This is a genomic window from Porphyromonas sp. COT-290 OH3588, assembly GCF_000769075.1.
In the GTDB taxonomy this organism is placed as follows: domain Bacteria; phylum Bacteroidota; class Bacteroidia; order Bacteroidales; family Porphyromonadaceae; genus Porphyromonas.
On the sequence record NZ_JRFC01000014.1, the window covers coordinates 351,882 to 368,666 of the forward strand.

Sequence of the window (16,785 nt, forward strand, 5' to 3'; positions counted from 1 at the left end):
GAACCTTAAAATTTGTATGTGTAGGAGATTGACGGAATGATGGGCAGAAGCGTAAACTTCGTTACCCGATTATCCTTCCTAGAGTTGCTCAGATCAGCAGGGTAGATGAAGGCTGGATTCTTCTGGTTGTAGACATTGAAGATGCTGAAGTTCCAGACACTCTGGGCTCTCCCCTTGTGAAAGCGATTGTAATTGACACTTAAATTGAGGCGATGCGTGGCTGGCAAACGGAAGTTGTTGCGCTCGGGGATATAGCTCTGTGTGTCCGATCGCCAGCTATCCATAGCATCTGGACGGATAATCTGCATCTTCTCATAACCAAGTGTAATCACTCCACCTGTGTAGAACTCCCAAGAGGCAGACGCATCGACACGATTGCTAAACTTGTGAGATAGGACGATGTTGAGCTTGTGCCTGCGGTCATACTTGTAGGGGAACCACTCACCTCTATTAATCGAACCATCAGGGAAGCGGCGCTCGCTCTTGGAGAGGGTGTAGCCAACCCAACCAGTGGTACGGCCAACCTGACGCATCAGGATTGCCTCCACCCCATAGCTACGGCCGTGACCAGCGACGACTTTGTTCTCCCAACCAACCGACGAGCCTACGAAGCTGGCTCCGTCCTTATACTCGAGTACATGGTTCATGTGCTTGTAATAGGCTTCGGCACTTACATACCACCCATTGCCAAACTTATAGTTCGCACCGAGGCTCAGCTGATCCGAGGTCATCGGCTCGAGGTGTTTGGTAGCAGGTACCCACAGGTCTGTGGGGAGCGTCATAGCAGCCGAGGTAAGCAGGTGTACATTCTGCGACATACGTGCATAGCCGAGCGTCATATTCAGCAGAGGCGTTATACGCCAGTCTATGTTGGCTCTAGGTTGTAGGGAGATATAAGGCTTGGAATTGACCATAAACATAGCCGCACGCAGGCCTGCGTTGAGCTGGAGGGCATCATTGAGCTGGAGCTTACTCTCGGCATAGAGGGCTGCATGGTGGGCAAAGATTAGACTAGAGGGTTTAGGATTCAGCAGGTCTGGGCTTACGTCTAGGCCTAGGGCCTCACCTCTATTGACCCGCTCGTGGGCTTCGGGACGGAAGGTATGGTGGATATAGTCTAGCCCGAAGCGCCACTCCGAGCGAGGCGAGGCGTAGTAGTGAGCATTCCAGCCTAGCGATAGATCTTCGATACCAGAGTTGTAGCCAACGGAGGTGAATTGCCTCTCTGCCTTACGCTCTAGGATGCGGTTGGTGAACCGTGTCAAGAAGTGATATTTGGTATAGGCCAGCGTCATATCACTATAGAGCTTGGAGGAGAAGACGTGGTTCCAGCGCAGAGAAGCTAGAGTATTGCCCCAATTCATGTTGGCGTTGGTATTGACATCTAAGGAGTGCGCATTGCCGTCTTCGTCACTGATGCTGTATGTTTCGTTCATATCACTATGCAACTTGTCTAGTCCATGATAGACACTTAGGTATAAGCGATCTCTATCCCCGATCTTGTGCTGCAACTTGGCATTGATGTCGTAGAAGTAGTAGCCTCCATCGAAGTCTTCACTAGGGATAAAAGGCTTAGCGAGCAAGTCAATGTAGGTGCGACGAAGGGCTAGATTGAAGCTCGTCCTATCCTTAATAATAGGCCCCTCGATCTGAGCTTTGGAGGAGATCAATCCTATACTCAAGGCTCCTTTGTACTTCTGCATATTCCCGTCATTGGTGCGCACATCAATCACAGAGGAGAGGCGTCCACCGAAACGAGCAGGGAAGTTACCCTTGTATAGGTCGACCTTCTTGACGGCCTCAGGAGTAAAGACAGAGAAGAACCCGAAGAGATGATCCACACTATAGAGCGAAACGCCATCTAGTAGGATCAAGTTTTCGTCGGGTCCGCCACCTCGTACATGCACACCTGCACTGCCCTCGCTCCCGCTCTGTACCCCGGGCATTAGTTGTAGCGCCTTCATCAGATCGCTCTCTCCAAGCAACGCTGGAGTTGTCTTGATGATATGTACGGGAACCTCAATAGCCCCCGCCTGCGGTGCACGGAGCTGTCGGCGTTCTTCTGTGATGACTACTTCTTGTAGTAGCCCCTTAGGATCAAGTTCGATGGTGAGTGTTGTGTCTGCTTTCAGGTTAAGCTCGATGGTTTGTGTTTCGTAGCCGATGTAGGAAATACGGATTGAGCGAATCGGCTTGCTGGGACTGAAGCTAAAGAAGCCATAAGAATTGGTATAAGCTCCTTGCTTAGTTTCGGGTGCGTAGATCGTCGCTCCAATCAAGGTTTCCTTACTCTCGGCATCGACCACATGCCCACTAATCGTGTGGTGCTTGGTTGTGGGTGGCTGAGCTTGCACCATATCTGTGCCCGAGCCGAGCCAAAGCAGAGTGACGAGGACGAACACACGCCAGAGCGCACTTGGGGCTACAAGCTGGCGAAGGTGGTTCCGCATTGTCATTGTCTAGTGATTGTTTGTAATTAATTATTAGCTGCTATCTATCTAATCTCTTGAAGAAAGAAAATACAGGAGCAAATATAGGTATTATTTCTATGCAAGAAGCAAACAAAATGCTCGTAAATATCTATAAAAGAAAAATCTATAAAAGTTTAGCCTCTCATAGAGGTTATACCAACTCTCCCAAATGCAGCTAAGCCCCGAGAGGATTGTACTCACAATCTCTCTCTCGGGGCTTAGGTAATAATATCCGTTTGGCAGTAGAGTCGTGGTGCTTACACCTCGGCAGAGCTCTGGCACTGCTCCATGACACGCAGGAAGTTGCCACCCCAGATTAGGGCAAGATCTTCTTCATCGTAGCCACGAGCCAGTAGTTCCATCGTGATGCGTACGAGATCTAGAGTAGAGCGACAACCAATCAGCTCGCCATCTCCGTCGAAGTCCGAGCCGATACCCACGTGCTCGATCCCAGCAATACGAATAATGTGCTCGATATGCTCGACCGCATCGAGCAGACTAGCCTGCTGATCGTCCTGATGAATAAAACCAGCATAGAGGCAGATCTGCACAACTCCCCCCTTGCGAGCGATAGTTCGGATCTGATCGTCGGTGAGGTTGCGTGGGTGATCACAAAGTGCTCGGGCAGAGGAGTGGCTAGCAATCACGGGCTGAGTGCTTAGCTCTAGCACATCAGCTACCGTTTCCTCTCCTGTATGACTAAGATCAATCATCAAACCAAGGCGATTCATCTCTCGGACAACCTCTCGACCAAATGGGCTAAGTCCGCCATGTGTGCGCTCACTCTTGCGAGCAGAGTCGCAGATCGCGTTATCGCCATTGTGGCATAGCGTTACGTAGACGATACCGTAACGATCTCGATAATACTGGAGCAGGCTAAGGCGTTCTCCAAGCGCATAGCCGTTCTCTATGGCAGGAATAATAGCCTTGAGCCCTCTTGCCTTGGCCGATTTGACGTCGGCGGCCGAGCGAGCGATGCAAGCTCGATCGGGATAGAGCCCAACTTGACGATGTAGCTCTGTGAGTTTGGCCTCGGCATAGCCAATCGCTCGCTCGTGCGCTTCGTCCGACAGCTCGCCTTGTGGCAAATAGGCAACCATGATGCTGGCGTCGATCTGCCCAAGCTCTAGCTTAGGCAGGTCCACAAGCGTCGGGCCGTACTCCCCAAGTCTAAAGTCTGGCGCAAAGCACATCGGCGTATCGGTGTGCGAATCGAGCGTTAGCTCGGTGGTGTGGAACTGGCGCGCCCTACGATACAGCCGAGCACGCTCCACGATGTGTGCGAAGAGCCTGAGCTGACGAGCATCGCCTCCAGCAACCATTTGCTCAGGGTGCCACTGTACAGCCAGAATATCCAATTCGGGGTAAGCATCAATCGCCTCATTGATGCCGTCAGCAGCCATCGCATGCTCCACGAAAGGTGGACGCACCTCCCTGAGCGCCTGATGATGCAGGCTATTGACGTAAATATCTTCGCCCTCCTCGATGCCGAGAATGTCTGCCAAGCGTCCACGAGGCGTAACTTCCGTCAGCCGATGAGCTCCAATGGTCTTGGGAATCTTGGGCGAATGATCGATCGCATACTCCACCGTGTATTGGCTAACGATGTCCTGAAATAGGGTAGAGCCGTAGGCAACACCGAGTAGCTGATGCCCACGACAGATACCGAGTATAGGCATACTGAGGCGAGTAGCTAGACGAATAAGGATAAGCTCATAGCGATCACGCTCGGGATCGACCTCACCCAAGCCACGTATTGGGTCTTCGTCTAGGTAAATTGGGTTAAGGTCGCTACCACCAGAGAGGAGCAAGCCGTCCAAGCTCTGCAGGCTCTCTAGCAGAGTATCTATATCATCGGTAAGCGGGAGTAGAAACGGAACTCCTCCAGCTCTGATGATGGCATCTGAATAAGCCCTCGCCAGCGATGAGCCATACTGGGTCTGATTGACCGTAATCCCGACGCGAGGCTTACCAAGACAAACGGGAGCGACCGAATGGCCCCTCCCGAGATGTCGGTCTACCTCTTGATTCAAAGCCCGCACGGCTTGAGATAGATCGTTAAGTTTCATAAGATGAATCCTTATTTATGCGTCAATACGAGCGTAGGTCGCATTAGCCTCGATAAATTCACGGCGAGGACCTACGTCGTCGCCCATGAGCATCGAGAAGATTGAGTCGGCCTCGGCCGCATTCTCTACCGTGATGCGGTGGAGCGTTCTGTTCTCTGGGTTCATTGTTGTCTCCCAGAGTTGCTCATCGTTCATCTCACCAAGACCCTTGTAGCGCTGCACGTGTACCTTGCTTTCGTCTCCATCTGCAACACGGTCGATGAAAGCCTGTCGCTGCTGCTCTGTCCAGCAGTATTCCTGTTCCTTACCTCGCCGACAGAGGTAGAGCGGAGGCGTAGCAATGTAGACGTAGCCGCTCTCGATGAGGCTACGCATATTGCGGAAGAAGAAGGTCAAGATGAGCGTGGCGATATGGCTACCGTCCACGTCGGCATCGGTCATGATGATCACCTTGTGGTAGCGGAGCTTGGAGAGGTTGAGCGCCATGCTGTCCTCTTCGGTACCGATGGTCACGCCCAATGCCGTGTAGATATTGCGAATCTCTTCGCTCTCGAGCACCTTGTGCTGCATTGCTTTCTCTACGTTGAGGATCTTACCACGCAGAGGGAGAATAGCCTGATACTCTCGGTCGCGGCCCTGCTTAGCTGTGCCACCAGCCGAATCCCCTTCGACGAGGAATAGCTCACTCTGCTCGGGATCCTTGCTCGAGCAATCTGCGAGCTTACCGGGTAAGCCACCGCCAGAGAGTGGCGACTTGCGCTGCACCATCTCACGAGCCTTACGAGCTGCTTGACGAGCCGTAGCTGCTAGTACAACCTTATCGACGATGATTTTAGCTTCTTTAGGGTGCTCCTCCAGATAGTTCTCTAGGGCTTCGCTCACAGCTATGTCCACCGCCCCGATTACTTCGTTGTTACCGAGCTTCGTCTTGGTCTGACCCTCGAACTGAGGCTCTGCCACCTTGATGCTTACCACTGCGGTCAGCCCTTCACGGAAGTCATCGCCCGTGATCTCGACCTTGACCTTATCTAGGAGCTTGGAGTCGGTAGCATATTTCTTGAGCGTACGTGTCAGACCACGGCGGAAGCCCGCCAGATGCGTTCCTCCCTCAATAGTATTGATATTATTGACGTAGCTATAAACATTCTCCGTATAAGAAGTATTGTAGGTCATAGCCACTTCTACGGGGATACCTTGCTTCTCTGTTGTGATGTGAATGATGTCCTCTACCAGCGATTCCTTACTACGATTGATGTAGCGCACGAACTCCTTGAGCCCGTCCTCGGAGTAGTAGCTCTCGCTCTTGTAGCTACCGTCCTCATTCTGTTCACGGCGATCGGTAAGGGTCAAGCGAATACCAGCATTGAGGTAAGCCAGCTCACGTAGACGATCGGAGAGAATCTTGAACTGATACTCCCCTACGATAAAGATAGAGGTGTCGGGTTTGAAGATCACCGTAGTACCCGTGCGATCGGTCTCGCCAATGACTTGTAGCTCTGTGGTTGGGATACCACAGCTAAACTCCATTGAGTAGATCTTACCGTCACGGTGCACAATAGCTTTGAGATATGTAGAGAGGGCATTCACACAGCTCACACCGACCCCGTGCAGACCGCCCGAAACCTTGTACGAACCCTTGTCGAACTTACCCCCTGCGTGCAGTACCGTCAGTACCACCTCTAGGGCACTCTTACCTTCCTTCTCGTGAATATCCACAGGGATACCACGACCGTTGTCGTGTACCTCTATGGAGTTGTCTTCGTTGATGACGACCTGAATATCTGTACAGTAGCCAGCTAGAGCTTCGTCGATTGAGTTATCTACAACTTCATAGACGAGATGGTGCAGGCCCTTCTCTCCAATATCCCCGATATACATGGCAGGGCGCTTGCGCACTGCTTCTAGCCCCTCCAGTACTTGAATGCTACTGGCCGAATAGTCGGCGCCCATAGCGTTGTCTTTGATTTCTTCGCTCATGATTCTATAAAATCATCATTTTGATTTATCCACAAAGATAGTAAGAAACTAGCGTACCGCCACTGCGTTGCTAGATATAGGGAACAGTGTTCGTTGTACATTGACTCCTCATACTTGATGATAACGAAAATCAAACGGTGGTGCGCCAAAAAGACTTTGACACACCACCGTCCCCGTTTACTCCACTTACTACTGAGCGAGGAATTGCCCTAGAGCCATGCGGACCTGCTCGAAGCAGCTCTGCAAGTCGTCATTGACGATTTGCAGATCGAAGTGATCGGCATGCGTCAGCTCCTGCTCGGCCTTGGCCAGACGCTCCTCGATAACCTCGGGGCTATCGGTAGAGCGGCTCGTAAGCCTTGTACGTAGCTCCTCGATCGAGGGAGGCTTGATGAAGAGGCTTAGCGCCCGATCTCCGTAGCAACTCTTGATGTTGCGACCGCCGACGCAGTCCACATCGAAGATCACATTATCCCCCTGAGCCAAGATGCGCTCAACCTCGCTTTTGAGCGTGCCGTAGTACTTATTCTCGTACACTTCCTCCCACTCGAGGAAGTCCCCCGCCTCGATGCGTCGGCGAAACTCATCTGGCGAGAAGAAATAGTACTCTACGCCGTGCCGCTCGTTGCCTCTAGGCTGTCTGCTGGTAGCAGACACCGAGAAGCGCAAGCGTAGCTCGGGCACCTCTGCCATGAGCTTATTAATGATCGTGCTCTTGCCCGTACCCGAGGGTGCCGAGATGATGACCAGCTTACCCATACTAGGCCTTGCTCTCCTCCTTAATCTTGGCCATAATCAGGGCTGACAGCTCGTCAGCTAGCTCGGGATTGGCTTGTAGCGTTGCCTTAGCCGCCTCACGCCCCTGCCCTAGCTTATTCTCGCCATAGCTAAACCAAGAACCACTCTTCTTGATGATATTGTGCTCGGTACCGAGGTCGATAATCTCACCCGTGCGAGAGATACCCTCGCCGTAGACGATATCGAACTCTGCCTTGCGGAACGGAGGAGCTACTTTGTTCTTGACGACCTTGACCTTAGTCAGATTACCGAGTACCTCCTCACCATCTTTGATCGCCGTACTCTTGCGAATGTCGATGCGGACAGAAGCGTAGAACTTGAGGGCATTACCCCCAGTGGTCGTTTCGGGATTGCCGAAACTAACCCCAATCTTCTCACGTAGTTGGTTGATGAAGATGCAGGTCGTATTTGACTTATTTACAGCCCCCGTCATCTTACGTAGAGCTTGTGACATCAGGCGAGCCTGCAAACCAACCTTGTTGTCGCCCATATCTCCCTCGATCTCGGCCTTAGGCGTTAGGGCAGCCACAGAGTCGATGATCACGAGGTCCACAGCATTGGAGCGAATGAGCTGCTCGGCAATATCTAGAGCCTGCTCGCCATTATCTGGTTGTGAGATCCACAGATTATCAATGTCTACACCTAGCTTCTGGGCATAGGTAGGGTCGAAAGCGTGCTCTGCATCGACAATAGCTGCTACGCCACCAGCCTTCTGTGCCTCGGCAATGGCGTGGATAGCCAGAGTTGTCTTACCAGACGACTCTGGCCCATAAATCTCTACGATACGCCCACGAGGGTAACCGCCGACACCTAAAGCGAGGTCTAGCCCTACGGAACCAGAGGGAATAACACTGATGGCCTCCACAGGTGTCGCACCCATATTCATAATGGCACCCTTGCCATGCGTCTTCTCGATGCTAGCCATGGCAGCTTGTAGGGCTTTGAGCTTATTCTCGGGCAAGCCGGGCTTGCTTTGCTGTACGTCCTTTGTTTCTTCTGAACTCATATATATTACTTACTTAATTGTCATCGGTATAGTAGCCTAGGAGTAGAGAGCCCTATGCCTGCTCGGCCAAGATTTGGGCGGCGTGGTCTGCTGTCACGACAGCTCGGCCTCGGATAATCCGCTCAATACGTCCGTCCGTACCAATCACGAAGCTCGTGCGCTCCGTACCCATATACTTACGGCCATACATACTCTTCTCTACCCAAACGCCAAACTGCTCGTTGAGCCTAACGTCCGTATCGGCAATCAGCCTAAAGGGGAGGCTATGCTTGTCGATGAAGCCACGGTGGCTCTTGGCCGTATCTCGGCTGACACCCACGACCTCATAGCCCGCAGCTCTGAGCTCTGCATATCCATCTCTTAGGCTACAGGCCTGAGCTGTACAGCCGGCAGTATTGTCTTTGGGGTAAAAGTAGAGGACAACCTTGCGGTCTGGGTAATCCGACAAGCGAACCTCTCGCCCATCTTGGTCTAGCCCAAGCAAATCCTCTACCCGATCTCCTATATTCATCATAATGATGTATCTACGTTGATTATCTAAAGAATTGACTAACCTGACAAAGATAGAGATTATTCCTTACATAATATTAGGACTTGTAGCACCCCTTTTGGTAAGCCTATAAGCCCTATCCCCACTGCTCAATTTATACATTCTTTTACTCCTCTGTATGATGATCGAGCAGACAATCTCTAATCGAGCGGAAAATCGGGGAACCTCGTATTTGACCTCTAGCAGGCTCTAGATCACGTCCGACCTCGCTTGCGCACCTCTCTCCCAGAGGCAGAGGGAGAGGGGCTTAAAAAAGCACAAGTACAACCGGCTAGCAAATAGACACATAGACTAAAATCCGAATCAATCTCACAGCCTTCTTGCTCTATTTTGCGTGTTTCCTCCCATCAATCCTTTAGGATTAGTCGATACACCTGATGGGGTTAACCCTACGATCCGAATCAATCTGCCCATCAATTTCTTTCAGCCAAACCATTCTCCTTTATGAACCGTTATACCATTCACATAAATTCCTCACTATATCCTTAACACTCCTTAACCAAAAAGTAGAACAATTGCCATACTAAGTTTTGGCATTTTTGAGTAGATGCCACTAACCCTAGGCTCCCCCGCCCTTATGCTCAGACCTATGCATAGAGCACAAGAGCCAAACATTTGTATCAAACATATATTCGTCATCAACATCATTACCCAAATATCCGTATATTTGCGCTCTCAAATAGCCGATAAGCAACACGTTCACAGTTATTAACACCATATATTAGTATATAGCCCGAGGACACCTCTATCTATATTCAGTATCAAAATCACAGCGTAATCCACAAAGACATGAAGCAGAGATCTATTTTATCTTACTTAGCCTTTGGCTTGTGCCTGCTCCTTGCATGGAGCGGTTGGGCAGGGCCAATAGGCAGAGAGCAGGCTATGCGCCTAGCCGAGCGATATGTACAAATTGACCGAGCAGGAGAGCTTAGGCTCGCCGAGGGAGAGAAGAATGGCGGACTAAAGCCTACATACTACATCTTCAACGACACCGACCGCTCTGGTTTTGTGATTATCTCGGGCGATGACGCCACGATACCTGTCCTTGGCTACTCCGACAAGGGGCAAGTCCATCTAAATCGACTACCCGAGCAGCTCTCTGGCCTGCTCAAACGACACCAAAAGCAGGTCGATGCACTACGCTCCACCACAGTTACCCCCGGGCTCCCTAGCCCAACGCCCAAGCCTAACCCCAAAGCCATACGGGGGCCTCTGACCAAATCTCTTTGGGACCAAGACAAACCATTCAACGACCAAGCTCCCATTATCAGCAAAGAAAGGACGGTAACAGGCTGCGTCGCCACGGCTATCTCGCAGGTTATGTACTACCATAAGTGGCCCGAGCGAGGCAAAGGGAAGCACACCTACACACCTCGAGCTGGCTCGATCGGGGAGCTGTCGGCGGACTTTGAGCAGTCTGTCTACGACTGGGCTAATATGATTGACTCCTACACGTTTGATTGGAAGTGGAACAACGACACCCGTACCTACGACAAAGAGGGGCACTGGACAGAAGCTCAAGGCAAGGCTGTAGCTAAACTCATGTCCGACGTCGGGATTGCGGTCAATATGAACTATCGACGCTCTCGTGACGGCGGCAGCGGTGCCTACATGCACGATGCTGCTCGTGCGCTCAAGAAACACTTCTCCTATCATGTACGTCATCTCTCTCGCAACGAGAGCCCCAACCAGCTCTTCCTCTCCCTAATACAACAGGAGCTAGACCTAGACAACCCCATCATCATGTCTGGTGCTCAAAACGACGCAGGACATGCGTGGGTCATAGACGGCTATGACGAAAACGGCTATCTACACACCAACTGGGGCTGGGGAGGCACAAGCAACGGCTACTTCGCCCTCAGCTTCATGAGCCCTCCGATACTAGGACATGGCGGTGGAGATGGAGGATTTAACCAAGGACAGGACATCATCTTGGTACGCCCCGATAGAGAAGGACACGAACCCTTCCCTATCCAAGAGCGACGCTACTCCTTTTTCGGCGACGGAGGCTTGTCATTTAGATCCGAGATAACCGACCTCGATCAAGACAAAATAGGGCTGATGCTTACCAATCTGAGCACCAACGCCTCGGACCTCTACCGTGGCGATCTTGCGATCTCCCTACGGGACGCCTCCGGCCAAGAGATTATGCTCTCGCAGACCAATCTCGACCTAACTGGGATCTCTAGAGGGTCATACTTCACCTCCCTACTGACCTCTATCACACTAGATCCTATGCTCGCCGATGGCACATATACTTTGAGAGCAGTATGCCGAGAGATCATTGAGCCAGACACCAATGTAGATGTACCCAATGCACAGCCTTGGCTTGAGGTTGAGTATGGAGAGCCGCTGAGTATCGAAATCAACCAAGGACGTATCACACTACCTACAATCCCCACAGAGATCAATCTATCTCTCAGCAAAGAACCCAAGCAGACAACCCTATTTTGGTCAAATCATCAGACCAGCCTACAGTTGTCTATATCCAATTCTACTCGCTTTACCACCGACTACGGCTATATCGTCGTGGAGCTAAGCCGTGCAGGAGTATCGGTAGATAAGATGAGGAGTGAGGGGTATCAGTTCTTTGATCATAGCACTTTCGATGGGATTATCACATTTCATCAAACCCCTAGCTCGTCACTGACAGCAGGCATCTACGATGTCACCTTCTCATTCCTCGTACCAAGCAAAACGGTCCACTACACCGATGGGACAAGCCAAACTATTCCGGAGCGGAGCTATCCTATCAACAACCCTTTCGGCACCTATCAGCTAGAAATACTTGACGCAAACCAAAAGCCTATCCTGACCTACAAACCCAATAGGAACAGCAACCTAGACGCCCCAGAGAGCGGGACAAAAGATCTGGAGATACGCCTCAATGACGAGCTGTGGACGGAAGAAGAGCTAGACCTCAAACAGCTCGATAGCTCTACCCTCTCCATCGCCTGCGAAATCGAGAACGTAGGAGCCGAGAGCTTCACGGGTTCTCTCCGCTACGATCTAGTAGACGTAGAGCTAGGACAGCGCTATCCCTTGGGGGCGACGGGCGAGCTAACAATCCATAAACATAGGAGCGTTGATATCTCCAAGACTAAGATCAATATCCCCAAATCCGCATTCGAGCCTATCCCCCTAGGGCGAACCTACGAGCTACACCTCACCGCCAATATCGCTGGTATCGATCGAGATGTTTGGGCGACGGGGACCTATCGCCGTACACTCAAACTCAAACAGGGAGGCACTCCCACCCCACCCAAAACCTATTATAAAGTAACCCTCACCTCAAATGACGGCGGGCGCATTAGCATACCCGATGTCCAACTATCGGCAGTCGAGGCTAAGAAAGAGCTTAGAGTAGTCGTAGAGCCAGAAATGGGCTATGAGCTGGCAAGTCTAACCGCTGGCGGCAAGGACATCAAGGACACAAAGACATTTGTTGTCGAGGGAGATACGGAGGTTATTGCCCAGTTCGCTAAAAAAGTCTACCGAGTAACCCAAAAAGTAGAGGGGCAAGGAAGCATCAAGATATCTGGAGCAGATAAGCTAGAAGCAGTGACACACGGCACACAGCTGAGCGTACAAGCTAGCCCTGCCGAAGGCTACGAGCTGGCGAGCTTGACCGCTGGCGGCAAGGACATCAAGGACACAAAGACATTTGTCGTCGAGGGAGATACGGAGGTTATTGCCCAGTTCGCCAAAAAAGTCTACCGAGTAACCCAAAAAGTAGAGGGGCAAGGAAGCATCAAGATATCTGGAGCAGATAAGCTAGAAGCAGTGCCACACGGTACGCAGCTGAGCGTACAAGTTAGCCCTGCCGAAGGCTACGAGTTGGCGAGCTTGACCGCTGGTGGCACAGACATCAAGGCCACAAAGACATTTATTGTCGAGGGAGATACGGAGGTTATTGCCCAGTTCACTAAAAAAGTCTACAGAGTAACCCAAAAAGTAGAGGGGCAAGGAAGCATCAAGATATCTGGAGCAGATAAGCTAGAAGCAGTGACACACGGCACACGGCTGAGCGTACAAGCTAGCCCTGCCGAAGGCTACGAGTTGGCGAGCTTGACCGCTAGTGGCACAGACATCAAGGCCACAAAGACATTTGTCGTCGAGGAAGAAACAGAGGTTATTGCCCAATTCACTAAAAAAGTCTACCGAGTAGACGTTCCTAATACCCTAGAGCATGCGACACTTCGTGTAGAGGGAGCACAAGATCTCTCCGCCGTCGAGTATGGAACAGAGCTCACACTCATCATTACGCCTCAAGCAGGCTATCTAATAGATGAGGTCAAAGTAAACAATCGTCCACTCGATGCGCCATATCGCTTCTCTGTTACTGAGCAGTGTACGGTTGAGATCGCAATCAAGCAGGACACAGGCCTGACCGATATTGCAGCTGCCAAAGTCTTGATCTACCCCAATCCTGCGAGCCACTTCGTCATCATCAAGCACGTTAGCCCTAGCACTCCACTTCGCCTACGCACACTAGACGGCAGAGTGGTGCGCCAAGCAGCCATGCCAGAGGGCAATGAGTTTAGATGGTCGGTAGCAGAGCTCGGGAGAGGCCTATACATCATAGAGATTGGCCTACAAGCCTACAAGCTGATCCTCGAATAATCGCTCCCGATCGGAGCAGCAGAGCTTCCGTCTAGAAGCAACTATCCCCCAGATTGCCGAGTGCAATCTGGGGGATAGTCCGTTGATAGTAGGCAGATAGAAGCCTACTGCCCGAATAGCGAGTCCACAAATTCCTTTTTGCGGAAGAGCTGTAGGTCGTCGATGCCCTCACCCAAACCAATGTATTTGACAGGGATTTTGAACTGATCTGAGATACCGATGACGACACCACCCTTGGCTGTGCCATCAAGTTTCGTAACGGCTAGGGCATTTACCTCCGTTGCTGCGGTGAACTGCTTGGCCTGCTCAAAAGCATTCTGTCCCGTAGAGCCGTCCAGCACTAGCAGTACTTCGTGTGGCGCATCGGGCACAACCTTCTGCATCACACGCTTGATCTTGCTCAGCTCATTCATCAACCCAACCTTATTGTGCAGACGTCCAGCCGTGTCGATGATCACGACATCTGCCTCTTGTCGAACCGCTGCGCTCAGCGTATCGTAGGCTACCGAGGCTGGGTCGGCATTCATCTTTTGTTTGATTAGGGGCGTGTCGGTGCGTGATGCCCAGATCTCGAGCTGCTCAATGGCTGCGGCACGGAAGGTATCGGCTGCTCCTAGCACAACCTTGAGGCCTGCCTTCTTGAACTGATGCGCTAGCTTGCCAATCGTCGTGGTCTTACCTACGCCATTGACCCCTACCACCATTATGACGTATGGCTTCGCTCCCTCGGGAATGCCGAAGGCATCGCCATCGATGACGCCATTCTCGGTCAGCAAGGCTGCGATTTCTTCTCTTAGTAGAGTCGTCAGCTCACCTGTGGTTACATACTTATCCCGTGCGACACGCTCCTCAATGCGTCGAATGATCTTGAGCGTCGTGTCTACACCTACGTCCGAGGTTACTAGGACGTCCTCGAGGTCATCGAGCACATCATCATCGACCTTACTCTTACCGGCAATCGCTCGGGTGAGCTTGGAGAAAACATTCTCCTTACTCTTATTAAGCCCTTCGTCAAGCTGAGCCTTTTCTTCTTCCTTCTTTTTCTTGGAGAAAAAACTAAATAGTCCCATAGTATTTCTAGTCCATACGGTTTTTATAATCCTCGTAGCTATACTCACGAAGCATCTGTAGAGAGCCATCTAAGCGACGGAAGGCTATCGAGGGATGCGGAATGCCATTGAACATATTCGTCTTGACTGTGGTATAGTGCAGCATATCCTCAAAAATAATCCGCTGGCCGATCTCTAGAGGTTGCTCAAACGCCCAATAGCCGATGAAGTCGCCACTCAGGCAGCTATTCCCCCCGATGCGGTAGGTATGTGGAGTCTCGGTATGCGTCTGCACAATGCGTGCACCTCGTATGGCTGGTTGGTAAGGCATCTCCAGACAGTCGGGCATATGGCAGGTAAAAGATACATCAACAATAGCAGTCTTGATGCCATGATGCTCCACGAGGTCTATGATCGTCGCCTCGAGATAGCCCGTTTGCCAAGCGAAAGCACTCCCCGGCTCGAGAATGAGCTTGAGGTGCGGATGTCGCTCGCCGAAGGAGCGGAGCGTCTGCACGAGGTGATCTACATTATAGTCCTTGCGTGTCATCAGGTGTCCACCACCCATATTGAGCCACTTGGCCTGCTCTAGAGCCTTGGGGAAGTTACGCTCGACAATCTCGAGCACCTCGCTTAGGTTCTCGGCATCGCCCTCGCAGAGGACATGCAGATGCAGCCCCTCAATACCCTCGGGGAGCCTATCGCCCAGCTCGCTAGCCGTCACGCCAAATCGAGAACCGGGAGCACAAGGATTGTATAGATCCGTTTCGACCACAGAATACTCAGGATTGATGCGCAGGCCAAAGGACACACCTTGGCTTGCCTCTATCTGCTCACGGAGAAGCTCAATTTGGCTCAGCGAGTTGAAAGTAACGTGACTACTATATTTAAGGATCGTAGGGAAATTCTCGGGCGTATAACCGGGGCTAAACGTATGAGCAGGCGCACCCATCTCTTCGTAAGCTAGCTGAGCCTCGTAGATAGAGCTGGCCGTACTGTGCTTGATGTATTCGCGGAATACGGGGAACGTTTTCCAGAGCGCATAGGCCTTGAATGCTAGAATAACTTCAGCACCACTTCGTTCGGCAACTGAACGGATTAGCTCCAAGTTGCGGCGTAGTAGGCTTTCCTCTAGCACGTAGCAAGGTGACGGAATGTTATTGTTCATTTAATTATAGTCGTATCATCTTTATTTGTACAAAGATAAAAAACTGTTTGCAAACCTTGCTGTCCTCGCCCAGCTCCTCTCTTCAGGCGGATAGAGAGCAGTGGAGATAGCCCTCAAATATCGGCTCCAATCCCTTGGGTACAACGAGCTGCGGACTTGCTCCTCGCCCCCTATCTCTCCTGCTATTTTAAGCAACGACAGCAGCACTCCTTTTCGGAGCGAAACAATTAAATTTATATAATTTTCAATAAAATTAGATATCTTTGCCTTGATTATTCCAATACGAATCATTTAATACAAATAGACAAATGGGAAAGTTTATCCAAGAGTTTAAGGATTTTGCGATGAAGGGCAATGTAATGGATATGGCAGTGGGTATCATCATTGGTGGTGCCTTTGGCAAGATCGTCAGCTCTTTTGTCAATGACATCATCATGCCTCCTATCGGCGTTCTGCTTGGAGGTGTCAATTTTACAGACCTCAAGCTCACCCTCAAAGAGGGCGTAGCAGAGCAAGTGAATGCCGCTGGCGAGGTAGTTAGCCCTGCCGTAGAGGCTGTAACGCTCAACTACGGTAGCTTCCTACAAGTGACTGTAGACTTCTTGATCATCGCTCTAGCTATCTTCCTCATGGTGAAGGGGGTTAATAGCCTACGCAAGAAGCAGGAAGAAGCACCTGCCGAGCCTGCAGCAGATCCAGCAGATATCGCTCTACTCAAGGAAATCCGCGACGAACTCAAGAAGCGCAACTAGTACGATCATCCTAGACCTCCCCTCGAGGCTCTGGGTATCGTATAGCAACCAAACAACCTAGACACCCAAGGGCGGTGTGCTGAAATACAAATTTCGGCACATCGCCTTTTGATTTCGGCCACTCCTCTATGAGAAACGAAAGAGCAGCAAGTCGTTCATCATCTTTTTAGGTTAAGAAACGTAAAAAACCAAGGGGATTTTGGCTGAGGAGAGAGGGCTCTTGCTATGGAATAGTAAGCCAATCGGCAAGAATTGGAGGACTAATCTAAACGGATTGGTGGGCTAATCCTCTCAGAGGTGCCCACTCATCTGAGAGGAT

10 protein-coding genes are annotated in these 16,785 nt (G+C 51.1%); 2 read left to right on the forward strand and 8 right to left on the reverse strand.

What is annotated here, in order from left to right:
* Positions 1–5 precede the first annotated feature (5 nt).
* The 6 genes from HQ48_RS03275 to bcp form a co-directional block, all read right to left on the reverse strand.
* Positions 6–2,450 (reverse strand): TonB-dependent receptor, encoded by a 2,445-nt coding sequence (locus HQ48_RS03275; protein ID WP_052408949.1) that lies wholly within the window; start codon positions 2,448–2,450, stop codon positions 6–8.
* A gap of 278 nt (positions 2,451–2,728) precedes the next feature.
* The gene (locus HQ48_RS03280; protein ID WP_044231654.1) at positions 2,729–4,540 is read right to left on the reverse strand and encodes a membrane dipeptidase; all 1,812 of its coding nucleotides are present in this window, start codon (positions 4,538–4,540) and stop codon (positions 2,729–2,731) included.
* Between the two features lie 15 nt (positions 4,541–4,555).
* The gene (gyrB, locus tag HQ48_RS03285) at positions 4,556–6,517 is read right to left on the reverse strand and encodes a DNA topoisomerase (ATP-hydrolyzing) subunit B (protein WP_044190600.1); all 1,962 of its coding nucleotides are present in this window, start codon (positions 6,515–6,517) and stop codon (positions 4,556–4,558) included.
* A gap of 189 nt (positions 6,518–6,706) precedes the next feature.
* The gene (gmk, locus tag HQ48_RS03290) at positions 6,707–7,276 is read right to left on the reverse strand and encodes a guanylate kinase (RefSeq protein ID WP_044231655.1); all 570 of its coding nucleotides are present in this window, start codon (positions 7,274–7,276) and stop codon (positions 6,707–6,709) included.
* A gap of 1 nt (position 7,277) precedes the next feature.
* The gene (gene recA, locus HQ48_RS03295) at positions 7,278–8,321 is read right to left on the reverse strand and encodes a recombinase RecA (protein WP_044231656.1); all 1,044 of its coding nucleotides are present in this window, start codon (positions 8,319–8,321) and stop codon (positions 7,278–7,280) included.
* A gap of 52 nt (positions 8,322–8,373) precedes the next feature.
* Positions 8,374–8,835 carry a thioredoxin-dependent thiol peroxidase gene (gene bcp / locus HQ48_RS03300; RefSeq protein ID WP_044190607.1) on the reverse strand — a complete coding sequence of 154 codons (462 nt, stop codon included), beginning with the start codon at positions 8,833–8,835 and terminating at the stop codon, positions 8,374–8,376.
* 825 nt (positions 8,836–9,660) lie between these two features.
* Here bcp and HQ48_RS03305 point away from each other — a divergent pair.
* Positions 9,661–13,497 (forward strand): thiol protease/hemagglutinin PrtT, encoded by a 3,837-nt coding sequence (locus tag HQ48_RS03305; protein WP_044231658.1) that lies wholly within the window; start codon positions 9,661–9,663, stop codon positions 13,495–13,497.
* A gap of 104 nt (positions 13,498–13,601) precedes the next feature.
* Here HQ48_RS03305 and ftsY read toward each other — a convergent pair whose 3' ends face one another.
* Together ftsY and nspC are read right to left on the reverse strand one after the other, a co-directional pair.
* On the reverse strand, positions 13,602–14,567 hold the full coding sequence (ftsY, locus tag HQ48_RS03310) for a signal recognition particle-docking protein FtsY (RefSeq protein WP_044189342.1): 966 nt from the start codon (positions 14,565–14,567) through the stop codon (positions 13,602–13,604).
* Between the two features lie 7 nt (positions 14,568–14,574).
* The gene (gene nspC / locus HQ48_RS03315; protein ID WP_044231659.1) at positions 14,575–15,714 is read right to left on the reverse strand and encodes a carboxynorspermidine decarboxylase; all 1,140 of its coding nucleotides are present in this window, start codon (positions 15,712–15,714) and stop codon (positions 14,575–14,577) included.
* 308 nt (positions 15,715–16,022) lie between these two features.
* Here nspC and mscL point away from each other — a divergent pair, with 308 nt between their 5' ends.
* Entirely contained in the window at positions 16,023–16,466 is a 444-nt protein-coding gene (mscL, locus tag HQ48_RS03325) for a large-conductance mechanosensitive channel protein MscL (protein WP_044231661.1), read from the forward strand.
* The last annotated feature ends 319 nt before the right edge of the window (positions 16,467–16,785 follow it).